The sequence below is a fragment of the Azospirillum thiophilum genome (assembly GCF_001305595.1).
In the GTDB taxonomy this organism is placed as follows: domain Bacteria; phylum Pseudomonadota; class Alphaproteobacteria; order Azospirillales; family Azospirillaceae; genus Azospirillum; species Azospirillum thiophilum.
Window position 1 is genome coordinate 1197311 of the sequence record NZ_CP012402.1, and the last position, 24202, is coordinate 1221512.

The following is a 24202-nucleotide window of genomic DNA, read 5'->3' on the forward strand; positions in this document are numbered from 1 at the left end:
AACGCAGGCGATGGCATCGGACGAGGGTGTCCGAGGGACGGCGATGACGGGGGACCGAAGGTGAAGGAGCGGTCGCGTCGCATGCCGCCATGGCTGGTGCATGGCTGCGATCATACCGTTTGACTGACGAATTTTCTTTGCGTTCTAATGCCCATTATGACGGAATTACGAATTGTTCAATTCGTCTGTTCCCCATCCGGAGCGATCTTCAATGCAGGTAGAACTCGACGCCATCGACCGCCGCATCCTGACCCTGCTGCAATCCGACGCCCAGCTGTCGAGCGCCGAGATCGCCGAGCGGGTCGGGTTGTCGCAGGCTCCCTGCTGGCGCCGGATCAAGCGGATGGAGGAGAACGGCGTCATCCGCCTGCGCGCGACCCTGCTGGACCGCAAGAGGCTCGGGCTGAACGTGCTGGTGTTCGCGCAGGTGAAGCTCGCCGCCCATGGCCGCCGGACCCTGCCCGAGTTCGAGGAGACCGTGCGCCGGCTGCCGGAGGTGCTGGAATGCTATACGCTGCTGGGCGCCACCGATTACATCATCAAGGTGGTCGCGCGGGACGTCGAATCCTATGAGCACTTCTTCCGCGAGAAGCTGTCCCAGCTTCCGGCCGTGCGCGAAACCAACTCCGCCATCGCCCTGTCGGAGATCAAGCACACCACCGCCCTGCCCCTGTCCCTGCTGGAGTAGGAGCGGACGGGAACCCTGATGTCAGGGGCCGATGGCCGCCGACAGGACCGGGTAGCGGGCGATGGTGGCAGAGATCGCCGTCGCCGCCGCGCGCAGGGCGAACAGCCGCTCCTCGACCAGCTTCTCCGGCGTCAGCAGCCCGGTGTAGCCCGATGAATTTACCGCGGCGACGACCTCGTTGCCGGCTCCGTGGATCGGCACCGCCAGCGCCGTGATGCCGTAGTCGAGCTGGTCGACGGTGGTCGCGTAACCGTCGGCCCGGGCCTGCAGGATGATGGCTCGCAACGCGTCCTTGTCGGTGACCGTGTGGCGGGTCAGTGCCCGGGGCGTCATCTTTTCCAGATAATCGTCCAATGCCGCGTCCGGCAGGCCGGCCAGCAGAACGCGGCCCAGCGAGGTGGCATGGGCGGGATAGCGGGCGCCGATCACCGCGGACGCGCGGCGCGCGTGCTGGACCGAGACATGCGCGATGTAGATCAGGTCCGGCCCGTCGAGCGTCCCGACGGAGGACGCATCGCCATAGGTGTCGACGATCCGTTTCAGCTCCGGCTTCAGCAATTCCTCGATCCGGGCGGAGACATAGTAGGCCGACCCCAACGCCATCACCTTGGGCCGCAGGTGAAAGCGCTTGTTCTTTTGCCCGACATAGCCCAGCGCCATCAGCGTCAGCAGGGACCGCCGCGCCGAGGACGGTGACGCGTCGATCCGGCGCGCCACTTCGCTCAGCGTCATCTCGCCATGCTCGGCATCGAACGCCTCGATGACCGCCAGGCCCTTGGCGAGCCCTTCGACGAACTCCGCGGGCTTTTCCGAATCGTCCAAATCCATCCCCGCCTGATGCGCGTCCGTGTTCGCCGCCGGCCCTCCCCCGCTGGGAGGCAAGACCGGAAGGAAAGGCGGAAGCTAACGCCCCCGATCATTTCCGATCAAGAGTTTTCGCATTCCGAAATCTTGGCCCGGTTCCCGTGTCGTGATCGGGAGCGGGCACAGCCATCGGCCGGTCGCACCGTCGCAATGATTCGTTCGTTCGACAATCATTTTCCTTGACTCGATAGCCGATAAGCGAAAGAATTTTCGCTATGAGAAAAAATTTACCGGGAGCGGTCCGTTGAGAATCGGGAAGCAGGACAATGCCTTCAGCGCCATCGCGACATCGGATGCCGACAGCATCACCGTCCGCGGCTTCGACCTCTGCTCCGAGTTGATTGGCGTCGTCGATTTCGTGGACCATTTCTGGCTGCTGGTGACCGGCGAACGGCCGAGCGCGGCACAGCGGACGGTGACAAACGCCTGCCTCGTCTCGCTCGCCGAACATGGGCTGGTGCCCAGCGTGCAGGCCGCCCGCATGACGCTGGCGGCGGCGCCCGAGGCGTGGCAGGGCGCGATGGCCGCCGGCCTGCTCGGCATGGGCAGCGTGGTTGCCGGCAGCTCGGAGGTGGCCGGCCGCTACCTGGCCGAGCTGGTGCAGGAAATCGAGGCGTCCGGTGCCGAGCCGGCGGCGGTCTGCGCCCGCAGCCTGGAGGCGATGAAGGCGTCGCGGCGGAAGGTTCCCGGCCTGGGACACCCGCAGCACAGCGGCGGCGACCCGCGCGCCCACCGGCTGATCGCGGTCGCCGAGGAGGCCGGCATAGCCGGCAGGCATGTCGCCGTCCTGAAGACCCTCGACGCGCTCGGCGCCGGCATCTTCGGGCGCCCGCTGCCCATGAACGTGTCGGGCGCGATCCCCGCGGTGATGCTGGATGCCGGCTGGCCGCTGGAGGCGATGAAGGGCATCCCGCTGCTGGCGCGGTGCGCCGGTCTGGTCGCCCACCTGTTCGAGGAGGCGCGGCGTCCCATCGGCTTCATCATGTCCCATCAGGCCGATCAGGCGATCGGCTATGACGGCCGCCCGTCGTCCGAAACAGCCGGCAAGGCGGAGTGACGGCCATGACCAAACTGCTCGCCGACATCCGCGTCGTGGAGATGGGGACCTACATCACCGGCCCCGCCGCCGGCATGCACCTCGCCGACCTCGGCGCCGACGTCATCAAGGTGGAGCGCCCAGGCGACGGCGACCCGTTCCGCGCCTTCAAGGGCGGCCTCTACTCGCCGCATTTCCAGACCTACAACCGCAACAAGCGCTCCATCGCCCTCGACCTGCAAAAGCCGGAGGACCGCGCCGCCTTCGACGGTCTGATCGCCGGGGCCGACGTCTTCATCCAGAATTTCCGCCCCGGGATCGCCGAACGCATGGGATTCGGCCCCGAGCAGCTCCGCGCGGCCAACCCGCGGCTGGTCTATTGCGCCATCTCCGGATTCGGCCGCACCGGACCCTACCGCGACCGCCCGGCCTTCGACACGGTGGCCCAGGCCGCAGCCGGCTACCTGCGCCTGCTGACGCCACCCGACCGCCCGCGCGTCATCGGGCCGGCCATCGCCGACGCGGTGACCGGCCAGTATGCGGCGCTCGGCATCATGGCGGCGCTGCTGCAACGCGCCACGAGCGGACAGGGCCGGGTGATCGACATCTCCATGCTGGAGGCGATGACCCATTTCAACCTGGACAGCTTCACCCACTATTTCAGCGCGGGCGAGGTGATGGGGCCGCTCAGCCGTCCCAAGGTGTCGCAATCCTACACCTTCGCCTGCGCCGACGGCCGCTGGCTGGCCATCCATCTGTCCTCTCCCGTCAAGTTCTGGGAGGGGCTGACCGAGGTGGTGGGGCGGCCGGATCTGCTCGGCGACCCGCGCTTTGCCGAACGCCCGGCGCGCATCGCGAACCAGGACGTGCTGATCGACATCCTGGCGCCGCTGTTCGCGGGTCGCCCACGCGCCGAATGGTGCGCGATGCTGGAAAAGCAGGGCGTGCCCCATTCCGCCGCCTACGACTCCGACGAAGCGCTCGACGACCCGCAGGCGGTCCATCTGCGGCTGACCGTGGAGGCCGAGCATCCGGTGATGGGCCGCTTCCGCACGGTACGCCCACCCTACACGATCGACGGCGAGCCGGACCTGCAGGTCCTGCCGCCACCGACGCTGGACGAACATGGCGCGGCCATCCGCGCTCAACTGGCGTCCGACGCCCCAGGCCGCTGGCCGGCGGCCTGATCAACAAGAACGGGAGGAAAACGAGATGAAGACGGGCTTCACGAAATTCCGGAACACCGGGCTCGCCCTGCTGGCCGCGGTGGCGACGACGGCACTGCTGACCGGCACCGGCCATGCGGCGGATACGATCCGCATCGGCCTGTCCACCAAGGCCTGGTTCCCCTCCTTCGTGGCGGAACTCACCCAGCAGCAGGGCTTCTTCAAGAAGCATGACATCAAGGCCGAGCTGACCGTCTACCAGAGCGGCTCGGAAGCCCTGACCGCCATCGCCGCGGGAGCCGCCGACCTGATGTCGAGCAATCCCAGCATCGTCGGCGAGGGGCGCGAGGCCGGCGTGAACGTCAAGATGGTCGCCATGCTGGCGACCCGGAACTTCGGCTGGCAGATCATGGTTCCGCCCAAGAGCGACATCAAGACCGTCGCCGATCTGGCCAAGCGCAAGGTCGGCATCACCTCGGCCGGGTCCAACACCGACCTGCTCTCCAGCTGGGTGAAGAAGAAGTACGGCATCGATTTCATCGCCATCCCGGTCGGCGGTGCCGGCCTCGTCCCCAACCTGATAAGCGGCAACCTGGACGCTGTAGTGATCTATCCGCCGCTCAGCTATCAGGTCGCCATCGACGGCAACGGCCGGGTGCTGACCGACTTCGGCGACGCCATGCCGCCCCATCTCGAGGCCGGCTGGGCGGCGGATGACGATTATGCCGCCAAGCACAAGGACGCGCTGAAGCGGGCGCTGACCGCCCTGTTCGAAGGCGTCGCCTACATCAAGGCAAATCCCGACGCCGTCATCCCGCAGCTCGCCAAATACGACGGCGTCTCCGTCGAGGTCGCCAAGCAGGAATACGCCAGCACCTTCGGCCACCTGTCCGACGACGGCGCGATGACCCGGGAACTGGTCCAGGAGACGCTGAACCTCTACTCCAGCGGCAAGAAGGAGCTGGATGCGGCCACGCTGTTCGACAGCTCCTTCACGCCCGTCGCTGTCGCGCGCTGAGCCCGGCGATGGCGACGCGCGGCGCGGTCACGGGCTACGGGGCGGCGGGAGCCGCCTTCCTGGCCCTTTGGGAAGCGGCGCCACGGCTGGGTTGGGTGGACGAGCGCCTGCTGCCGCCCTTTTCCCAAGTCGCCGCCACCCTCGGCGCCATGGCGGCGACGGCGGACTTCTGGCAGCAGGTCCAGCTGACGCTGCTGGAGACGCTGACGGCCTTCGCCATCGCGCTGCCGCTGGGCGCGCTGCTTGGGGTGCTGGTCCAGGAAAGCCGGCTCGCCTCGCTGATCTTCAAGCCGCTGATCTTCTTCGTCTTCAGCATCCCGAAATCGATTTTCCTGCCGATCTTCATCCTGATCCTCGGCATCGCCTTCTGGCAGAAGGTCGCCTTCGGCGTCTTCTCCACCGTCTTCATCGTGATGATGACGACCTTTTCGGCAGTGGAATCGGTGCGCGAGGACCAGCTGCGCGTCGCCCGCTCCCTGGATGCGTCGACGATGCAGAAGATCCTCTTCGTCTATCTTCCGAGCATGACGCCGGTCCTGCTGGAAGCGGTGCGCGTGGCGATGATCTTCAACTTCACCGGCATCCTTCTGGCCGAGATGTACGCGTCCCGCGAGGGAATCGGCAACGCCATCGGTGTCTGGGGCCTGGGCTTCCAGATCAAGGAGCTGCTGGCGATGGTGCTCTTCGTCTCGGTCCTGGCCATCGGCTTCAACGAGGCGATCCGCTACGTCGAAGCCAAGTGCGAACACTGGAGGAACTGACTGTGATGCCCCGCATGACCCAAGCCGCGGCGTCCATCCGGAAACGGCACGGCTCCACCATGTCGCTGGTCGGGCCCGACCATCCGGCAGCCGACGCCGGCAAGACGCTGGAGGTCCGCGACCTCAACCACAGCTACAGCGTCAACGGCAAGACGACGCAGGCGCTGAAGGACATCGCCTTCGGCGTCTCCGCCGGCCGATTCCTCTCCATCGTCGGGCCGAGCGGCTGCGGCAAGTCCTCGCTGCTGATGATGCTGGCCGGGCTGCTGACGCCGAGCGAGGGCACGATCGCCGTCGGCGGCCGGCCCCTTAACAGGCCGGATCCCACCCGCGTCGGCGTCGTCTTCCAGGACGCCAGCCTGTTCCCCTGGCTGACCGCCCGCCGCAACGTCGAGTTCCCGCTGTTCCTGCGCGGCGTCGACAAGGCGGTCCGGCGCGAGAAGGCGGAGGAGGCGCTGGCGCTGGTCGGGCTCGACCGCTTCGCCGACAGCCTGCCGCACGAGCTGTCCGGCGGCATGAAGCAGCGCGTGTCCATCGCACGCGGCCTCGTCCAGGATCCGCCGATCCTGCTGATGGACGAGCCCTTCGCCGCGCTGGACGAGCAAACCCGCATCACCATGGGCGACGAGCTTCTGCGCATCTGGGAGAAGGCGCGCAAGACCATCGTCTTCGTGACCCACGGGCTGAGCGAGGCGATCTACCTGTCCGACGAGGTGCTGGTCCTGTCGGGGCGTCCCGGCCGCATCCTCGACCGCGTCGTCATCGACCTGCCGCGCCCGCGGTCGCTCGACATGATGGCGCAACCACGGTTCGCAGAGCTGCGTGAGGCGATATGGCATATGATCAAAGTGTGACCCACATCCCGCGCGACCGCGGCGCGGCCGCCGGGATGAGCCTGGAGGCCAAGGCGCGGATCTGCCGCTACGCCATCATCGCCGGGGTCATCGCCGCCTGGGAGATCGTGCCGCGGCTCGGGCTGGTGCCGCGCCTCTTCCTGCCGTCGCTCAGCAGCACGCTGACGGTGCTGGTGGCCCAGGCCGACGACTTCGCGCTCCAGATGCTGGTGACGCTGCAGGAGGTCGGCATGGCGCTGGTCTTCGCCTGCGGCTTCGGCATCCTGTTCGGCCTGTGGGTCGGCAGCACCCTGGCGGTGCGCAAGGCACTTCTGCCGGTGGTGTCGGCGCTGTTCGCGGTGCCGCTGGTGGTGCTCTACCCGCTGTTCACCGCATGGTTCGGCATCGGGTCGACGTCCAAGGTGGTGTTCGCCAGCGTCTACGGACTGCTGCCGACGGTGCTGGGGACGGCCGCCGGCGCGCAGACCATCGACCGCCAGCTCACCCAGGCCGCCCGCAGCATGGGCGCGACCCGCCTCCAGCAGATCCTGTGGGTGACTTTGCCGGCATCCGTCCCCACCGTGCTGGCCTCGTTCCGGCTGGGGGGCGCGCTGGTGATCGTCGGGGTGGTGGTCGCCGAGATGATGATGTCCAGCGCCGGCATCGGCTTCCTGCTGTCCAAGTATCGAACACAGTTGAACAGTCCCGGCGTCTTCGCCGCCATCATCCTGATCCTGGCGCTGGCGATCGGGTTCGACCTCGCGGTGCAGGCCATCGAGAAGCGATGGATCGCAGGGCGCGGCCGGGACAAGGCGACGCGCGGGCCGGCGCACGGGCCGGCGGATGCGTCTTGAGGAAACGGAGGTCGCCAGGATGAAGAAAGTCACCTTGAGCTTCGACAACGGCCCCGATCCGGACGCCACGCCGCAGGTGCTTGACGTGCTGGCCCGCCATGGCATCGCCACCACCTTCTTCGTGGTCGGCGAGCGGCTGCGCGATCCCGGCCGCCGCGCGCTGTGCGAACGGGCGCGTGCGGAGGGACACGCCATCGGCAACCACACCTACAGCCACATCATGCCGCTGGGCATGAGCACGAACCCCGACCTGCCGGCCTGGGAAATCGGCAAGGCACAGGATCTGATCGGCCCGCTCTCCGAGCCGGCGCCGCTGTTCCGTCCGTCCGGCGCGCTGGGCGCCCTGAACGACACGCTGTTCAGCCGCCGGGCGCTCGATTATCTGGTGGCCGGCGGCTTCACCTGCGTGCTGTGGAACGTGGTTCCCCGCGACTGGGACGATCCCAAGGGCTGGGTCGACCGCGCACTCGACATGTGCGGGCGGCAAAGCTGGCCACTGGTCGTGCTGCACGACCTCGACACCGGGGCGATGGAGTCCCTCGACCGCTTCCTGGGCGAACTGGCGCAGCGGGACATGAGTGTGGTCCAGGAATTTCCGCCCGATTGCGTCCCCATCCTGGGCGGCCGGATCGTCGGGCCGGTCGAGCGCTATGTCGCCGCCTGACGGGCCGGGCCGCCCCCCGGAGGGCCACTCCGTCGCCCTGACCACCCCCGACGGGGTCGGGCTGGCGGTGCAGGACTGGCGCCGCCCGTCGAGCGGGCGGGACGTGCTGCTGATCCACGGCTTCTCGCAATCGCATCGATGCTGGCGGCGACAGACCGGCGGGACGATGGCGGAGCGGCTGCGGCTGGTGACCTACGACAACCGCGGCCACGGCCGTTCCGGCAAGCCGGCGGAAGCAACCGCCTACCGCGATCCGGCGCTGTGGGCCGACGAGGTGCGGACGGTGATCGACGGGCTCGGCCTCCACCGCCCCATCCTGGTCGCCTGGTCCTATGCCGGGCGGATCGCGCTGGACTATCTGACACGCCATGGCGATGGGGCGGTCGGCGGTCTCGTCATGGTCGGCGCCACCAGCACGCTCGCGCCCGCCTGCGTCGGGCCGGCCGCCGCACTGATGGCGGCGATGGGACACGAGGACCCGGCGACTGCGGATGCCGCCGCCGCGGAGTTCGTCGCCCGCTGCACCCACTTGCCATTGCCGGACGAGGACGCGACGGCGATGCGGGCCTCCACCGCCCTGACATCTCCGGCGGTGCGGCGCGCGCTGGCTGGCCGGCCGGCGGACTACGACGGCACCTTGCGCGGGCTCGGCATTCCAGTGCTCGCGATACATGGCGAGGACGATGCGGTGATCTGCCCGGCGATGGCGCAGCACACCGTGCGGCAGGCCCGGAACGCCGGGCTGCGCCTCTACCCGGAAGTCGGCCACATGCCCTTCTGGGAGGCATCCGACCGCTTCGACGCCGATCTGGCGGCCTTCGCCGACGCCTGTCCTTGACGAACCGGCATTGTTTTTCGAGTGAAACCGGAGAATCATTTGTAGAATAGAACGACGCCCGCACAGGAGAGGGGGCCAGCGTGAGCGGGACCGACGTCGTTTCAACGTGGGAAACCCCGACGCGGCCGGCAGCCCCTCGACCGGGCCGGACATCGAGGGGGGAGTACGCAGCCATGACCGCCAGATTGCAGGGGAAGACCGCCGTCGTCACCGCGGCGGCGCAGGGAATGGGACGGGCCGCCGCCCTGGCCTTCGCGGAAGAGGGCGCCAGCGTGGTGGCGACCGACATCAACGAAGGCCTGCTGGCGGAGCTGGACGGTGTGGCCGGCATCGCCACCCGCCGCCTCGACGTCTGTGACCCGGCGGCGATCCGGGCATTCGCGGCGGAGATTCCGGCCCCGTCGGTGCTGTTCAACTGCGCCGGCTATGTCCATGCCGGAACGGTGCTGGATTGCAGCGAGGATGATTTCGACTTCGCCGTCACGCTGAATGTCCGGTCGATGTACCGCATGATCCGCGCCTTCCTGCCGGGGATGCTGGAGGCGGGCGGCGGCTCCATCGTCAACATGTCGTCGGTCGCCTCTTCCATCATCGGGGCGCCGAACCGCTTCATCTACGGCACCACCAAGGCCGCGGTGATCGGCCTGACCAAGTCGGTCGCCGCCGATTACGTCACCCGCGGCATCCGCGTGAACGCCATCTGTCCGGGTACGGTGGACAGCCCGTCGCTGCATGACCGCATGCGGGCTCTGGGCGACTACGACACCGCGCGCGCCGCCTTCATCGCCCGTCAGCCGATGGGCCGGCTGGGAACCGCGGAGGAGGTGGCGAAACTCGCCGTCTACCTAGCCTCCGATGAGTCCTCCTTCATGACCGGGCAGGCGGTCGCCATCGACGGCGGCTGGTCGAACACCTGACCGGCAGCCGGCCGGCCGCTCCGGTCTGCACACTGGCCCGAAGCGGCAAGGCCGGGCACGTCGCTCTCCTCACGGGGGCACCGCCAATTTTTCCGGCACCGGCCCCGGCAGGGAAACGTCTGCCAGGAACAGGCACTCAACCGTGCCCGATGTCCGCATGAATGGCCGCGCGCACAGTGGCCAGCGCCGGTGACGGATCGCGCTTGCGCCATGCCATGCCAAAGGCCAGTACCGGGGCGGCATCGGGTAACGGCCGGTAAACCACGCCGGGCAGGACGAAGCGCGAAACCCAATGTGGCACAAGAGCGATGCCGAGCCCTTGCCCAACCAGCTGCAGCATGGTCAGCTTCTCCGTCACCTCCTGCACCGCCTGCGGGCGGTAGCCCTGCGCCTCGAACTGCCGGGCGGTCAGGTCGTGCAGCAATGGGCGGCTGTGCTTCGGGTAACCGATGAAGGGCTGTGCGGCCAGCCATGCCCAGGACAGGGCGTCGCCGGCCTCGGCCGTCAGCGCCTCCGGCAACGCGGCGATGAACGGCTCGTCGAACAGGCGGACGCAGGCAATGTCGGGGTCGGTCACCGGGGGCCGAAGCAACGCCAGATCAATCCGCTGGCGGATCAGGTCCGCCTCCTGCTCGGCAGAACTGCCCTCGGTCAGGGTGATGCGCAGCGTCGGATGCTCGGCGCGCAGGCGGGCGAGCACCGGTGGCAGAACCGCCACCAGCGCTTCGTCGATACCGCCGATACGCAGGATGCCACCGCCCTCCGCCGCCGCCCGCGCCACCCGGACGGTACGCTCCGCCTGCTCCAGCAGCAACCGCGCCTCGGTCAGGAAGGCCACCCCGGCAGCGGTCAGGCTGACCTGCCGCGTGGTGCGGAACAGCAATGGACAGCCCAGCTCCGCCTCCAGCAGGCGGACCTGATGCGACAGCGCCGCCTGTGCCATGGCCACCCGCTCGGCGGCGCGGCGGAAATGCAGTTCCTCAGCGACTGCGACGAAGCAACGGACCTGACGCAGTTCCAAGGGGCGGCTCTTCCGGCTGGAGGCGAGGCGACGGGCGCCGAGTTTAGATCGGATCGCGTAAGATCGGGATCGATTTGAAGCGTGAATCCGATCGCCAAACAAGGGTTAGGGTTTCATGCGTTTCATATTGAACGCATGAAACCCAAACACGGCGGCGAACTCGGTCGGCGACCTCTGTGGAAGGTAGCGGGGGGCCGTCAGGCCGCTATGGCAGCCAAGGGACCCGCATGCGGTGCCCGGCCTCGAAGTCGGTGATGGATTCGGTACGGGTCAAGGTGGTCGCGATGTGGTCGCGGCCGTGCAGCAGCGCCTCACGGCGGCCGGCATCGATGGCGAAGCTCCAGCAGCGGCCATCGGATGTCGCGATGGTGCCGCCGGCCAGATCGACGGTCAACCCTGCCGGCTCGGGCTGCGCCGCCACCTCCATCAGCATGGTGACCGTGGTGGGATCGAGCGTCAGCGCCAGCAGGCCGTTGCGGGCGCAATTGTCGAAGAAGATGCCGGCGAAGCTGGTGCCCAGCAGGGCACGCACGCCACGCTGCTTGAGCCCCCACACCGCGTGCTCACGGCTGGAGCCGCAGCCGAAGTTGGGTCCGACCACCAGGAAGGCGGCGTCGCGCCAACCCGGCCGGTTGAGGACGAACTCGGGACGCTCCCGCCCCGCGGCGTCGAAACGCAGGTCATGGAAGGCGCCCTCACCGAGGCCGCTGCGATCGATTCCCTTCAGGAACTGCTTGGGCATGATCACATCGGTGTCGATGTTGGGCAGCGGAATGGCGGCGGCGGTTCCGGTGACGGTGGTGAAAGGCTCCATGGGCATGGTCTCCGGTCGGGTCAGGCCAGTCTGGTCAGGGAAGATCTCGCGGGTGGCACAGGCGGCCGGCGATCGCCGAGGCGGCGACGAGGGCGGGGCTCATCAGATGGGTGCGGGCGCCACGGCCCTGCCTGCCCTCGAAGTTGCGGTTGGTGCTGGAGGCGCAGCGCGCCCCGTCCGGAAGCACGTCGTCGTTCATGGCGAGGCACATCGAGCAGCCCGGCTGGCGCCATTCGAAGCCGGCTGCGATCAGCACGCGGTCGATGCCCTCGGCTTCCGCCTGCCGCCGCACGGCCCCCGATCCCGGCACGACCATGGCGCGGACCGCCGGAGCCACCCGCCGTCCCTTCGCCACGCTCGCCACAGCGCGCAAATCCTCGATGCGGGCGTTGGTGCAGGAGCCGATGAAGGCGTGGTCGATGGCGATGTCCCCCACCGGCGTGCCGGGGGCCAGCCCCATGTACTCCAGCGCGCGCTCCATGGCGCGGCGGCGGGTGGGGTCGGCTTCGCTGCCGGGATCCGGAACGGCACCGTCGACCGCCACGGCCTGGTCCGGGCTGGTCCCCCAGGTCACGAGCGGCCGCAAGGCCGCCGCGTCGAAGCGGACTTCCCGCAGGAAGGGAGCGCCCTCGTCGCTGTGGAACCCGGCCCACAGCGACACCGCCCGCTCCCAGTCGGTATCGGACGGTGCCCGCGGGCGGCCGCGGACATAGTCGGCGGTGACGGCATCCGGAGCGATCAGCGCCACCCGCGCACCGCACTCCACCGCCATGTTGCAGATGGTCATCCGCCCTTCCATGCCCAGCGCACGGATGGCCTCACCGGCGAATTCCACGGCGTGGCCGGCCGCCCCGTCGGCGCCGAGGGAGGCGATCACCGCCATGACCAGATCCTTGGCGCCGACCCCTTTCTCCGGCATGCCGTCCAGGATCACCCGCATCGGAGCCAATCGCCGGTGGACCACCGTCTGCGTCGCCAGCACATGCTCCACCTCCGACGTGCCGATGCCGTAGCCGAGCGCGCCGAAGGCTCCGTAGGTCGTGGTGTGGCTGTCGCCGCACAGAATGGTCATTCCCGGCTGGGCGAGGCCGAGGTCGGGCACCACCACATGCTCGATGCCCTGCCGCGGGTCCATGAGATCGATCAGTTCGATCCCGAAGTCGGCACAGTTGCGCCGCAGATAACGGATCTGACCGGCAGCCCCCTCGTCCGCCACCTCCTCCGTCCGCTGCGGCGTCGTCGGGTTGACGTGATCGACGGCCGCCATGGCCGGCGCCCGGCCTCGCGCAGGCCGGTGAAGGCCTGTGGGCTGGTGTATTCGTTCATGACGTGCAGGTCGACGTAGAGCAGCCGCTCCCCCTCGCCCAGGGAACAGACGGTGTGCGCGTCGAGCAGCTTGTCATAGAGCGTGCGCGGCCCCGGGCGGTCGGGAGCGTATGGCGGAAGGAGCGCTGGCAATGGCATGGACGGCCTCTGTTTCGGTTGGAAGCGCGGCTGAAGCGTGCCGTCATCCTACCCGCCCGACGGCGGACAGATTGAACGGGTTTGATTGTTCAATGAAACCGCGTCGCCGCTCGGCCTGTTACCGGTCCAGGATCGGGCATTCCAAACCGATCAAGGGGCTCCGTCATGATGTTCGACGGTTTCGACGATTTCGAGATGCCGACCGAAGGCGCCCGCATCCGGGTCCGCCGCAGCGGCCAGGGTACGCCGCTGCTGCTGCTTCACGGCTACCCGCAGACCGGCGCCATGTGGCACAAGGTGGCGGAGCGGCTGCGCGACCGTCACACGCTGGTGGTGGCGGATCTGCGCGGCTACGGCCAATCCGCCAAACCGGCGACCGCGCCCGATCATGCGCCCTATTCCAAGCGGGCCATGGCCTCCGACATGGTGCAGGTGATGGCAGCGTTGGGGTACGATCGGTTCTTGATCGCCGCCCACGACCGCGGCGCGCGGGTGGCGCACCGGCTGATGCTCGACCATCCCGGCCGGGTCGCCGCCGCCGTCCTGCTGGACATCGCGCCAACGCGGGAGATGTACGCGGACACCACCGATGCCTTCGCGCAGGCCTATTGGCACTGGTTCTTCCTGTGCCAGGCCGCCCCGTTTCCGGAGCGCATGATCGGTGGCGATCCACGATTCTATTGGTTGAAGAAATGCGGCTCCGGCAGCGCCGGTCTGTCGCCCTTCACGCCGGAGGCCCTTGCGGAATATCTGGCCGCCTGGACACCGGAGACCATCCACGCGTCCTGCGAAGATTACCGGGCGGCTGCGACCATCGACCTTCGACATGACGAGGAGGACGGTGGCGCAAGGGTCGAATGCCCGCTACGTGTGCTGTGGGGCGAGCATGGGGTGATCGAGCGATGCTTCGATGCGCTGGCCGAATGGCGCAAGCGCGCCGTGGACGTCTCAGGCCGCAGCTTGCCGGGGGGCCATTACCTTGCCGAGGAGTTGCCGGACCTCGTTGCCGAAGAGATCCACCTGTTCTTCACCGAAAAGGGAAGTGACCTTCTGCAACAGGAGCCATCGCTACGCACCCCAGCGGGATGAAGGGGTAAGCCAGATTTTGGCATACAATTTGCTTTCAGGACAGAGTCCACCGGCGGCCGTACCGCACGGCCCGCTGCGAGCCGATCCGCCCACGCTCGCTCATGCGGTCCGACGGGCGCCGGACCGCGGGTGCGGCAACTGGCCATGGACCAACCGCCGCCGCCTGTCACTCCGGCACGGTGCCCTTCACCACCACGCGCATCAACACACGGCGGTGCTTGCCCATCTCGTAGTTGGCCGTGGCGCGGTGCAGCAGGCACCGGTTGTCCCAGAACACCAGATCGCCATGCTTCCAGCGGTGGGTATAGACGAACCGGTCCTGGGTCGCGTGCTCCAGCAACTCCTCCAGCAGGGCGCGCCCCTCCTCCTCCGGCAGGCCCTCGATGTGGGAGCTGTACATGCCGATATACAAGCTCTTGCGGCCGGTCTCCGGATGGATGCGGACCAACGGATGGGCAATGGGCGGAGCTGCGGCGATGTCCTCTTCGGTCGGCGGGGCGCTGCCGGTGTAGCGGCGCATGAACTCCAGGCTCTGCACCGACTTCAGTCCTTCGATCCGCCGACGGGTCGCCTCCGGCAAGGCGTCGTACGCCGCGGTCATGTCGGCGAATTGCGTGTCGCCGCCGTTCGGCGGCAGCTCCACCGCCTGAAGCATCGTCAGCAGCGACGGCTCCCTCAGGAAGGACTTGTCGGTGTGCCAGAAATAGTTGGAGCTGATGAAGGGCTTGGCCACCGGGTTGCCGACGGCGTCCAGGTTGGTGATGGTGTGGACCGCGTCCCATTTCGACCCGTCGGCCAGCCGGATCATGTGGCTCTCGATCGGGCCGAACAGCTCCGCGAACCGGTACATGCGCTCCTTGTCCAGCGACTGGTTGCGGATCACCAGCAGGTGATGGTCACGGAAGGCCGCGCGCACCGCGTCGGCCGCCGCATCGTCGAGCGGCCGGGAAAGGTCGAGCATATCGGTCTCCGCCCCGATTATGCCGTCCAACGGCCGGAATATTGCGGAGGAGACGGCGGAGGAGGCGGAGGCTTGCGCATGGAGGCTGGTCATGGGATCGGTTCCTTGCGGATCGGACTGGGTTTCAGAACGGGCGGCGGCAGGCCCAGAGGGCGGCGCGCGTCAGGATTTGGCGGTGCTGCGGGTGTTCCAGGGCCGCGCGGTCGTGGCCCAGCGTGTCGGCGACCGCACGGCCCCGGCCGACCTCGCGCGCCCACAAGGCGGGCCAGGCCTTCCCGCCTTCCGGCGCCACAGTCGCCAGGGGCTCGACATCGGCGGCGAGATCGAAGTCGCCATAGGCTTCGTCGGTCAGGGCGAAGGGCGACAGGCCGGCGGTGAGGGGATGCCGTTGGGCCGTGGGGACCAGGGTCACGGACCCACGCGGCGGATGGGCGGATCGGCCCCAGACCCAGGCACCACCGAGCAAATCCTTCCACTCCGGCCAATCGTCGAAGCAGATCAGGGCGGTGTGCAGGCCCAACAGCCCGCCGCCACCGGTGACGAAGCGCGACAGCCGCTCCCGGCCGTCCTGTGACGGCGAGAAGGCCCAGCGCTCGCGGTGCGGGGCGTATTTCTCGCTGCCCAGCATCCGCCAGCGCAGCGCGTAGACGGTGAGCAGGTCGAAACCGCCCTGCCCCAGCGCCTGGAGCCCACCCTCGATGTCGTCGGTGACGGTGGAGACGACCCCCGCTTCGGCCAGCACGCCCTCCAGCGCCGGGGTTGCGTCGGCGAAGGGGTGGCCGATGCCTCCGGTCAGGATCAGGTTGCGGATCGCCCCGCTCATCGACCGCCCGCCGACGGCTTGGCCGCCGGCGCGCGACGGGGCAGGTGCATCTTCAGGCTGAAGGACACGCCGCCGTCGACCATCAGATGCTGGCCGTGGATGTAGCGCGCCCGGTCGGAGACCAGGAACAGCACCGCGTCGGCGACGTCGTCGGCGGTGCCGAGCGACCGGGCCGGCACGGCGCGGCCGCGCACCGCGCGCACCTCCGCATCGGCATAGATCGGCGCCGACATGCCGGCATCGATGAAGCCGGGGGCCACCGCGTTGACCCGCACGCCGCGCGGTGCCAGCGCCAGCGCCAGATGCTCGGTCAGCAGCGCGACGGCCGCCTTGGTGGCCGGATAGGCCCCGGCATCGGGGCTGGGGGCGACCGCGTTCAACGAGGTGATGTTGACGATCGCCCCCGACCCGCGCTCCGCCATCCGCCGCGCCACGGCGCGGGTGACGATGAAGGTGCCGGTCAGGTTAACGTCCACCACACGCCGGAAATCGGCGACGCTGTGGTCCAGTATGTCGCCGAAGCGGACGATGCCGGCATTGTTGACCAGCACGTCGGGACCATCGCCGAAGGCTTCCGCCATCGCGGCCACCACCGCCTCGACCTGCGCCTCGTCGGTTACATCGGCAGTGAAGGCCAATGCGCCGGGAATGCGCGCAGCCTCGGTTTCCAACCCGGCGGCATCGAGGTCGAGCAGCGCCACGCGATAGCCCTCGCCGGCCAGACGGCGCGCGATGGCCGCGCCCAGCCCGCCGCCGGCTCCGGTCACCAGAGCAGTCTTGGTCATGTGATCCTCCCGGGAAAGGGGGTGTTGGACGTGAAGGGGGCCGACGGCACGGTGCGCTCCGCACCCATCACAGCGTGCTCTGCATTCATCACAGCGTGCTCTGCACGATGCCGCCGTCCACCGGGATGGCGGTGCCGGTCAGATAGCTGGCGCGCTCGGAGCCCAGGAAGACGATAAGGTCGGCGATCTCCTCCGGCCGGGCGAAACGGCCGAGCGGAATGGCGGCGGCGATGCCGGCGGCCGTCTCCTCTGCCTTGCGGCCCTGCGCTGCGGCGCGGGCGCCGACCACCTGGGTCATCCGGTCGGTCGCCGTCCAGCCGGGACAGACGGTGTTGACGAGAATGCCGTCCGGCGCAAGCTGCGTCGCCATGGTCTTCGCCCAGCCAAGCGCCCCGAGCCGGAGGCTGTTGGACAGCATCAATTCGCCGATCGGCTGCTTGATGGAATAGGAACTGATGTTGACGATCCGTCCCCAGCGCTGCCGCCGCATGTGGGGCAGCACGGCGCGGGTGGCATTGACCGCCGACATCAACGTGAGGCGGAAGGCATCCTCCCAATCGGCATCGCTCAGCCCGTCGAAGGAACCGGGCTTCGGACCGGCAGCGTTGTTGACCAGGATGTGGACCGTGCCGAATGCCTCGGCGACCTTCCCGGCCAGCCGCTCCACGGCATCCGCATCGCCGACGTCGGCGCGGATCGCCAGCACCCGCGCGCCTGTCTCTTCCAGAAGCGCCCGGGTATCCTCCAGCCGTCCGGGATCACGGCCGCAGATGGCGACGGCACAGCCTTCGCGCGCGAACCCCAGCGCCGCCGCCCTTCCGATGCCCTGGCTGCCGCCCAGCACCAGCGCGACCCTGCCCTTCAGTCCCAAATCCATCGGTGTGTTCTTCCTTTTCCGGATACGACGGCGGGCATTCAGCCGCGCGGACGTTTGCTGACGACGGTTCCGGCCTCGGGCTGGAAATAGCAGCGTTCGGGCTTGTAGGCGCCGCTCGCCACGGTGATGCCCCAGCTCCCGTCCTCCAGCGCCATGAAGCCGTGGATGTCGGCCGGCGGGGCGATCACCACGCTGTCGCCCGGCTCCAGCACGCGATCCTCGACCACCGCCAGATCGGCCTTGCCGGGAACCGAACCGTCGTCGCGCCGCTCATAGACGGTGTGCCGCACCCGCCCCCGGTAGATCGCCATGCTTTCCCAATTGCCGTGGTCGTGGACCGCGATCGGTTGGCCGCCGGGCAGCTCGAACAGCAGGATCGACAGGTCGCCGTCGTAGTAGAGATACTGCGAATTCGCGACATGGTTGCCGATGCGCGGCACGCCGGCCGCGCAGAGATCGGGCCGGGCGGTCAGTACGGCAAGCGGCTCGCGTAGCGCCGCCGTCAGGCGGGCGGTGTCGTGACCGTGAACCTCGATCGCCTGGATCGCCGCCTGGGCGCAGGCGCGGATTGCGGAACCGGTTTCAGGACTGGCGACCATGATGACTCCTCCGGAAGGCCGTCGAACGGCGGGAGCGAAAGGCTGGTGTCAAAGCGCCGCCAGCAGGCGGCGGGCGGCGGCGACCGCGCGGGCCACGCGGGCCGGCGCGTCCATCGTCCGCGCAAGGGTGGCGGTCGGGATTTCCAGGGCGAGCGGCAGGCCGGGCGGAAGGGTGCGCAGCAGGCCGATCAGGTCGATGCCGCCCTCGCCCGGGAACAGCCGCTCCTTCACCGCGGTGTGCAGCAGGGAGTCGCGGTCGGATGCATGGTCGCGGGGGGCGTCGCAGAGATGCATGTAGGCGAACAGGCCGGGCGGGACGGCCGCGACCTCGGCCGGGGTTCCGCCCGACCGGTCGTAATGCAGTGCATCGAGCGCGATGCCCATGTTCGGCCGCGCCACCCGTCCCACCAGGCGGGCGGCGGCGGTGACGCTCGGAACGCTCATCCAGGACACGAACTCGAACTGCACGGTCAGGCCGAAGCCGGCCGCATCGTCGCACAGCCGTCCCAGTCGCGCGGCCAGCCGTCCCTCGTCGGGGTCGTCGCCGGTGGCCAGCACATGGAGGGCACCCAGTTCGGCCGCGGCCTCCAGGAAGGGACGGAAGGCGTCCAGGTCGGTATGCGGCAGGATGCGGGCGGTGTTGGCGTCGAGCGCGGTGACGCCCCGGTCGACCATGCGCCGCACCATCTCCCGCCGCAGGGTGGGGGCCGCCAGCAGCGGCATCGGATCGCCGTCGGGCTGGCCGCCCAGCAGGCGCAGCCCGACATGGGTGCAACCCTGGTCCGCCGCCACCGTCACCATGTCGGGCGGCGACAGTTCCGGCACCGTGTAGTAGGAGAGCGACAGCGGGTTCATGCCGCCCCCCCTGCCGCCGGAGCAGGGGTCGGGGCCGGACGGACCCCGCCATACTGCGCCCATGTGCCGGCGACGTGCCATCCGGCGTCCACCACCAGGTTGACTCCGGTGATCGCCGACGCGCGGTCGGAGGCCAGGAACTCGATGCTCTCCGCCACCTCGCGCGGCTGGACGATCCGGCCGAGCGCCGTGAATTCGGCCGGGTCGGCGGCATAGCGGCCCGACCTGATCCGCTCCACCACCCGCGGCACCAGGGTGGAGCCGGGGGAGACGCAGTTGACCCGCACCCCGGCGCGCCCCCATTCCCCGGCAAGGTTCAGCGTCAGGCTGACCACGCCCGCCTTGCTCGACGCATAGGCATGGACCGGCACCGAACCGATGGCGGCGATCGATGCGATGTTGACGATGCTGCCCCGCCCCTGCCGCGCCATGCGGGTGCCGAAGGCGCGGTTGGCGTAATAGGTGCCGGTCAGGTTGACCTGGACCGTGCGCTCCCACACCTCCAGCGGCAGCTCGGCCGGCGGCAGCACCGGCTGGAAGACCGCGGCGGCGACGACCAGCGCGCCGACCGGACCGTGCGCCGCCTCGATGGCGGCAGCGGCCCGGTCGACCGCAACAGCGTCGGCGATGTCGAGCGCCAGCGCGGCGCCGCCGAGTTCCCCGGCCACCCGCTCCGCTGCATCCGGGTCGAGATCGGCGACCGCCAGCCGCCAGCCGCGCGACGCCATCAGGCGGGCGGTCTCCTCGCCGATGCCGTTGCCACCGCCGATGACGACGGCCAGCGCGCCGTCCGCGGCCGGGATTTTCTGGGTCATGGCGGAATACCCCGTCACTTGCGCAGGTCGGCGGCGAGGAAGGAGTTGTCCAGCACCTTCGACCAATCCACCGGGCCGGACCATTCGCCCATGCGCTCCATGCCCTTGACCCAGATGTTCAGCCCGTCCATGTCGAAGTCGCCCTGGCTCCAGTACTTGATCGCGGCCATGCGCTTCATCGAGGTGGTGGCGACCTCCACCGGCAGCGTGTCGCCGTAACGCTTGGCGACCATCTTCGCGGCCTCCTCCGGATTCTCGTAGATGAAGTTCACCGCCGAGCGCCAGGCGGCGAGCAGCCCGCGCAGCTGGTCCGGGCTCTTGCGCATGAAATCGCCGGTGGCGACGCCGACGGTCGGCGTCATCGACGGCAGGTTCTCCAGCGAGAAGGCGACCTTATAGCGGTCCTTGCGGGCGCTGTAGAGAGGCTCCAGGATCAGCGCCGCGTCCACCCCGCCCTGCTCCAGCGCCGACAGTCCGGAGCCGACGGATCCCAGCGCCACGATGTCGGCCTTGCCGGGGAAGCCCGCCGCCTCGAAGGCCATGACGACCATCAGCTCACTCGACGATTTCGGTGCGGTGATGCCGACCTTCCGGCCCACCAGATCCTTGACCGAGGAAACGCCGCTGTCCGGCCGCGTCACCCACAGCAGGTCGTCCACCCGGCGGATCGCGGTGTGGACGATGCGGATGTCCATCCCCTGCCTGATGCCGGCCAGCGCGGTGGATGTGCTGACGATGCCGTAGCCGAGGCCGCCGCCCACCATGTTGCGGATGCCGGTGCCACCGCCGACCGAACTCATGACGTCGGTGACGTCGACGCCGTTCTTCTTGTAGTCGCCCCGCTCCAGCGCCACGGCGATCGGGGCGGTGTTCAGCAGGGCGCCGTAATGGGACGCCATGATCTCCAGCGCATGGGCCTGCGGCGCTGCCAGCAGGCCGCCGATCAGCGGCACCGCCGCCAGCGCACGGGTCAGGAAACGGGTGATGGTCATGGCGTTCCTCCTTTATGGGCTTTGTCTTTTCTCAGCAGGCGGCGGGCGTTGCCGGCCAGGGCCGGCGACACGGCGCCGTGGTGTCCGTCCTCCGGCTGGTCCCAGCCAGCGAAGTTGGTGCCGAAGACCAGCCGGTCCGGCCCCACCACCCGGGTCAGCAGAGCCAGCGCGCGGTCGTCGTTCAGATGCGTGTCGAACCACAGGCGCGACAGCATCTCCTCGAAGGCGCCATCCTTCTTCATCGACTGGCTGGCCCAGGGGCGCTTCATGCCGGCCTGCGCCAGCCGTCCGGCGGTGAAGACGGCGGCACCGCCGCCATGGCTGATCCAGACGTCCAGCTTGGGGTGCCGCTCCAGCACACCGCCGAAGATCAGGGTGGCGACGGCGATGGTTTCCTGCGCGGCGAATCCGATGATGACGTCGAGGTCGAAGCGCTTCAGCGCCGGGTCGCCGGGCGGCCCGTCGATGCCGGCGGGCGCCGGATGCAGGAACAGCGGCACGTCCAGCCTCACGAACGCGTCGTAAAGCCTGTCGAACTCCGGGCTGTGCAGCGGCTCGCCCGCGAATTCGGTGCCGGTCGCCGCCCCCCACAGGCCCAGCTCGGTGACGGACCGCTCAAGCTCCTCCGTCGCGGCGCAGGGATCCTGCATCGGCAGGGCGGCCAGCCCGCCCAGCCTGTCGGGATGGCGCCCGACCAGTTCCGCCAGAGCGTCGTTGTGACGGCGGCAGAAGGAGACGGCCGAGGGCACGTCGATGTGGTGGAAATAGTTCAGCGGGCTGGCCGACAGCACCTGGAAATCGATGCCGGCCCGGTCCATGCGGCGAAGCCGCAGCTCGGGATCAGTGAAGGGACTGTTGAGGTGGCGCACGCCGCTCAGCCGGTAGTTGCCGACGCGGTACCAGGGCTGGCCATTCTCGTCGACGCCATGCTCAGGTCCATGGACGCCGGCGGCGCCGTTGGTCGCCTCCAGCCGGACATGGGCGTGGACGTCGATCAGCTTGGCGGTTTCGATGGGCATGGCAGGGTCCTTTCCGCCGGACGGGCCGTCGGCCGGGAAGAAGGTGGACGGAAGTGCCGGATGAAGGCCGAAGAATGGCCGAACGGATGGCCGGGCGGGTCAGGAGGCCCGGTGCATCCGGTTGTCCAGCGCCAGCAGCGCACTGTTGACCGCCAGGGCGAACAGGCCGATCAGCACGGTGACGCTCATCATCGTCGCGGTGTCGTTGACGCTGATGCCGTTCATGATCATGAAGCCCAGTCCGCGCTTGGACGCGAACATCTCGCCGACCATCACGCCGAGAAGGGTGATGGAGAAGCTGATGCGCAGGCCGGTCACGATTTCGGGAACCGTCGCCGGCACCAGGATCGCAGTCAGGGTCTGCATCCGCGACAGCCGCATGGCACGGGCCGAGCGCCGCAGCACCGGGTTCATGGCGCGGATGGCGCCCATGGTGACCAGCATCATCGGAATGAAGCCGTGCAGCGTGCCGAAGGCCACCTTCGCCGGCATGCCCAGCCCGAACAGCAGCAGGATCAGCGGATAGAGCGTGACCTTGGGGATGGCGTAGAGGGTGACGAACAGCGGCTCCAGCACGTCCGACAGCGACCGGTTCGCGCCGATCAGCACGCCCGCCAGCCCGCCGCCGATGCAGGAGATCAGCAGCGACAGGCCCAGCGCCTTGGCCGTCTCCGCCACATTCTCCCAGAAGGACGGGTTGCCGAACAGGACGACCAGCCTGTTCAGGGTGACGAGCGGCGAGGCAAGCGCCTCGTCCCCCGCCATGCCGTGGAACAGCTGCCAGCCGCCGAGGATCAGCAGGACGATGACGGCGGCCGCCACCAGCTTCTCCCCCGTTCCGGCAATGTCGCGGGCGGCACCGACGCGGCCGGCGCCGGAGCGGTGGCGCACCCGCTGTTCCGCCCAATGCAGCAGGACGGTCAGGCTGGACACGAAGACCACCACGAACAGCAGCAGCGCGTACATCGTCCGGTCCTGGAGATTGTTGTACGCGAAGGCGATGGAGTAGCCGAGCCCGCTGCCGGCCAGGATGAACTCCGCCCCGATGACGCCGGTCACCGAATAGCTCAGCGCCAGCTTGACGCCGGTGAAGATGTGCGGCCCGGCCGCCGGAAGCTGGATCAGCAACGCGTCCTGGAGCCGGCCGAGGCGATAGGTGCGGCCGACCTTGCGCAGCACCGGCGGAATGCGGTCCAGCCCGGACAGCGTCGCCGTGACCATCGCCATCACCGCATAGAGAAAGCCCATGGCGATGATCGGCAAGGCGTTCATGCCGAGCAGCACGATGAACAGCGGGTACAGCACGAAGAACGGCAGGGCGTAGTAGCTGGCGATCAACGGCTCGACCGCCCGGCGGACCCGCGGCAGGGCATGGAGCGCGACGCCGCCCGCAAAGCCCGCCACCATCGCGGCGACGGCGGCGGCGAGGATGTTGCGCAGGGTGAAGCCGATCTGGGACCAGAAGCCGTCGGTCCCCATCAGCCGGACCAGTTCGGTCAGCATCTCCGACGGCGGGACCATGGTGCCGCGCCCGATATGGCCCAGGCGGCAGGCCGCCTCCAGCGTCAGGACGGCCGAGGCGGTGATCAGAAGGCGCTGGATGCCGGCCCGCGTCATCCGGCGATCCTCCGCTGGCTGGCCATCGCCTTCAGCGATTCCTCCCGCAGCGTGTTCCACAGGCGCGTGGTGACGGCGCCGAAGGCAGGCTCGGCGGCGATGGCGCTGGTGCGGTCGCGCGGCCAACCGGTCTCGACGATCTCGATGAAACGGCCCGGGCGGGACGACATCACGCCGATGCGGTCGGACAGCATCGCCGCCTCGTCCAGCGCATGGGTGATCAGCAGGACGGTCGCCCCGCTCGCCCGCCACAGCCGCAGCAGTTCATCCCCCATCAGCAGGCGCGTCTGCTGGTCGAGCGCGCCGAACGGCTCGTCGAGCAGCACCAGGCGCGGGCGCATCACCAGCGTGCGGGCGATGCAGACGCGCTGGCGCATGCCGCCGGACAGCTGGTTGGGATAGGCGTCGGCGAAATCGTTCAACCCCATGAAATCGATGGCATGGCGCACGCGGTCGTCCGCCTCGGCGCCGCGAAAGCCGGCTCGCCGCAGGCCGAAGCCGATGTTGTCGCGCACCGTCAGCCAGGGAAAGGACGCATCCTCCTGGAACACCACGCCGACACCATCGGGAACCGTGCCGCGCACGCGCTTGCCCTCGAAGGTGATGGTGCCGTCGGTCGGCGCGCTCAGCCCGGCCAGCACGTCGAGCAGGGTGGATTTGCCGCAGCCGGACGGCCCGACGATGGAAAAGAACTCTCCCCGCCGCAGGTCCAGATCGACCGGCCCCAGCGCATGGACGACTGACCCGAAGATGCGGGTGACGCCGGTCATCACGGCATGGCTTCCAGCCGCCGAACCGTTGGCCCCCGGGGTGCGACCTAGGGGAATCGGTT

25 protein-coding genes and 1 pseudogene are annotated in these 24202 nt (G+C 68.9%); 11 read left to right on the top strand and 15 right to left on the bottom strand.

Going from position 1 to position 24202, the window contains the following annotated elements; translation table 11 throughout:
* The first annotated feature begins 211 nt into the window (after positions 1-211).
* Positions 212-688, top strand: a complete 477-nt coding sequence (locus AL072_RS18820) for an Lrp/AsnC family transcriptional regulator (RefSeq protein ID WP_045582791.1) — start codon at positions 212-214, stop codon at positions 686-688.
* A gap of 21 nt (positions 689-709) precedes the next feature.
* On the opposite strand, the gene AL072_RS18825 is transcribed toward AL072_RS18820, so the two are convergent.
* Entirely contained in the window at positions 710-1516 is an 807-nt protein-coding gene (locus tag AL072_RS18825) for an IclR family transcriptional regulator domain-containing protein (RefSeq protein WP_045582790.1), read from the bottom strand.
* Between the two features lie 280 nt (positions 1517-1796).
* Between AL072_RS18825 and AL072_RS18830 the strand changes: the two genes are divergently transcribed.
* The 9 genes from AL072_RS18830 to AL072_RS18870 all read left to right on the top strand — a co-directional run bounded on the left by AL072_RS18830 (position 1797) and on the right by AL072_RS18870 (position 9639).
* Positions 1797-2609: a citryl-CoA lyase gene (locus AL072_RS18830; RefSeq protein ID WP_045582789.1), complete on the top strand. Its 813-nt coding sequence runs from the start codon at positions 1797-1799 to the stop codon at positions 2607-2609.
* Between the two features lie 5 nt (positions 2610-2614).
* Positions 2615-3775 carry a CaiB/BaiF CoA transferase family protein gene (locus AL072_RS18835; RefSeq protein ID WP_045582788.1) on the top strand — a complete coding sequence of 387 codons (1161 nt, stop codon included), beginning with the start codon at positions 2615-2617 and terminating at the stop codon, positions 3773-3775.
* Positions 3776-3800: 25 nt separating this feature from the next.
* The gene (locus AL072_RS18840) at positions 3801-4772 is read left to right on the top strand and encodes an ABC transporter substrate-binding protein (RefSeq protein ID WP_052710065.1); all 972 of its coding nucleotides are present in this window, start codon (positions 3801-3803) and stop codon (positions 4770-4772) included.
* An 8-nt stretch (positions 4773-4780) separates the two neighbouring features.
* On the top strand, positions 4781-5533 hold the full coding sequence (locus AL072_RS18845) for an ABC transporter permease (protein ID WP_045582787.1): 753 nt from the start codon (positions 4781-4783) through the stop codon (positions 5531-5533).
* 5 nt (positions 5534-5538) lie between these two features.
* Entirely contained in the window at positions 5539-6387 is an 849-nt protein-coding gene (locus AL072_RS18850; protein WP_245636852.1) for an ABC transporter ATP-binding protein, read from the top strand.
* Complete coding sequence (locus tag AL072_RS18855; RefSeq protein ID WP_052710064.1) at positions 6384-7220, top strand: ABC transporter permease; 837 nt, start codon at positions 6384-6386, stop codon at positions 7218-7220. The genes AL072_RS18850 and AL072_RS18855 overlap by 4 nt, the downstream gene beginning before the upstream one ends.
* A gap of 19 nt (positions 7221-7239) precedes the next feature.
* Positions 7240-7884 (top strand): polysaccharide deacetylase family protein, encoded by a 645-nt coding sequence (locus AL072_RS18860; protein ID WP_045582786.1) that lies wholly within the window; start codon positions 7240-7242, stop codon positions 7882-7884.
* Positions 7871-8722 (top strand): alpha/beta fold hydrolase, encoded by an 852-nt coding sequence (locus AL072_RS18865; RefSeq protein WP_052710063.1) that lies wholly within the window; start codon positions 7871-7873, stop codon positions 8720-8722. The genes AL072_RS18860 and AL072_RS18865 overlap by 14 nt, the downstream gene beginning before the upstream one ends.
* Before the next feature lie 173 nt (positions 8723-8895).
* Positions 8896-9639: an SDR family oxidoreductase gene (locus AL072_RS18870; RefSeq protein ID WP_045582785.1), complete on the top strand. Its 744-nt coding sequence runs from the start codon at positions 8896-8898 to the stop codon at positions 9637-9639.
* A 136-nt stretch (positions 9640-9775) separates the two neighbouring features.
* Here the strand turns inward: AL072_RS18870 and AL072_RS18875 are convergent, their stop codons facing one another.
* From AL072_RS18875 to leuC, 3 genes and pseudogenes are all read right to left on the bottom strand, one after another.
* Positions 9776-10660 (bottom strand): LysR substrate-binding domain-containing protein, encoded by an 885-nt coding sequence (locus AL072_RS18875; protein WP_052710062.1) that lies wholly within the window; start codon positions 10658-10660, stop codon positions 9776-9778.
* 205 nt (positions 10661-10865) lie between these two features.
* A complete protein-coding gene (gene leuD, locus AL072_RS18880) occupies positions 10866-11474 on the bottom strand; it encodes a 3-isopropylmalate dehydratase small subunit (RefSeq protein ID WP_200909847.1) in 609 nt (202 codons plus the stop codon).
* 34 nt (positions 11475-11508) lie between these two features.
* Positions 11509-12938 (bottom strand): annotated as a pseudogene (leuC, locus tag AL072_RS18885) (3-isopropylmalate dehydratase large subunit).
* Positions 12939-13103: 165 nt separating this feature from the next.
* On the opposite strand from leuC, the gene AL072_RS18890 reads away from it, so the two are divergent.
* The gene (locus AL072_RS18890; protein ID WP_245636853.1) at positions 13104-14027 is read left to right on the top strand and encodes an alpha/beta fold hydrolase; all 924 of its coding nucleotides are present in this window, start codon (positions 13104-13106) and stop codon (positions 14025-14027) included.
* A gap of 166 nt (positions 14028-14193) precedes the next feature.
* On the opposite strand, the gene AL072_RS18895 is transcribed toward AL072_RS18890, so the two are convergent.
* The 11 genes from AL072_RS18895 to AL072_RS18950 all read right to left on the bottom strand — a co-directional run bounded on the left by AL072_RS18895 (position 14194) and on the right by AL072_RS18950 (position 24140).
* Positions 14194-14988: a TauD/TfdA dioxygenase family protein gene (locus tag AL072_RS18895; protein WP_052710061.1), complete on the bottom strand. Its 795-nt coding sequence runs from the start codon at positions 14986-14988 to the stop codon at positions 14194-14196.
* A gap of 124 nt (positions 14989-15112) precedes the next feature.
* Positions 15113-15811, bottom strand: a complete 699-nt coding sequence (locus AL072_RS18900) for a ThuA domain-containing protein (protein WP_052710060.1) — start codon at positions 15809-15811, stop codon at positions 15113-15115.
* Positions 15808-16596, bottom strand: coding sequence for an SDR family NAD(P)-dependent oxidoreductase (locus AL072_RS18905; RefSeq protein ID WP_045582782.1), 789 nt, complete (start codon positions 16594-16596; stop codon positions 15808-15810). Before AL072_RS18905 ends, AL072_RS18900 begins: the two co-directional genes overlap by 4 nt.
* A gap of 88 nt (positions 16597-16684) precedes the next feature.
* Positions 16685-17473, bottom strand: coding sequence for an SDR family oxidoreductase (locus tag AL072_RS18910; RefSeq protein WP_045582781.1), 789 nt, complete (start codon positions 17471-17473; stop codon positions 16685-16687).
* Positions 17474-17511: 38 nt separating this feature from the next.
* Positions 17512-18072 (bottom strand): cupin domain-containing protein, encoded by a 561-nt coding sequence (locus AL072_RS18915; protein WP_052710059.1) that lies wholly within the window; start codon positions 18070-18072, stop codon positions 17512-17514.
* Between the two features lie 48 nt (positions 18073-18120).
* Complete coding sequence (locus tag AL072_RS18920; protein WP_045582780.1) at positions 18121-18927, bottom strand: sugar phosphate isomerase/epimerase family protein; 807 nt, start codon at positions 18925-18927, stop codon at positions 18121-18123.
* A complete protein-coding gene (locus AL072_RS18925; RefSeq protein ID WP_045582779.1) occupies positions 18924-19742 on the bottom strand; it encodes an SDR family NAD(P)-dependent oxidoreductase in 819 nt (272 codons plus the stop codon). The genes AL072_RS18920 and AL072_RS18925 overlap by 4 nt, the downstream gene beginning before the upstream one ends.
* 14 nt (positions 19743-19756) lie before the next feature.
* Positions 19757-20734 (bottom strand): ABC transporter substrate-binding protein, encoded by a 978-nt coding sequence (locus AL072_RS18930; RefSeq protein ID WP_045582778.1) that lies wholly within the window; start codon positions 20732-20734, stop codon positions 19757-19759.
* Positions 20731-21753, bottom strand: coding sequence for an amidohydrolase family protein (locus AL072_RS18935; protein ID WP_045582777.1), 1023 nt, complete (start codon positions 21751-21753; stop codon positions 20731-20733). The genes AL072_RS18930 and AL072_RS18935 overlap by 4 nt, the downstream gene beginning before the upstream one ends.
* 99 nt (positions 21754-21852) lie before the next feature.
* Entirely contained in the window at positions 21853-23370 is a 1518-nt protein-coding gene (locus tag AL072_RS35665) for an ABC transporter permease (protein ID WP_245636854.1), read from the bottom strand.
* Entirely contained in the window at positions 23367-24140 is a 774-nt protein-coding gene (locus tag AL072_RS18950) for an ABC transporter ATP-binding protein (protein WP_167543388.1), read from the bottom strand. The genes AL072_RS35665 and AL072_RS18950 overlap by 4 nt, the downstream gene beginning before the upstream one ends.
* Positions 24141-24202 lie beyond the last annotated feature (62 nt).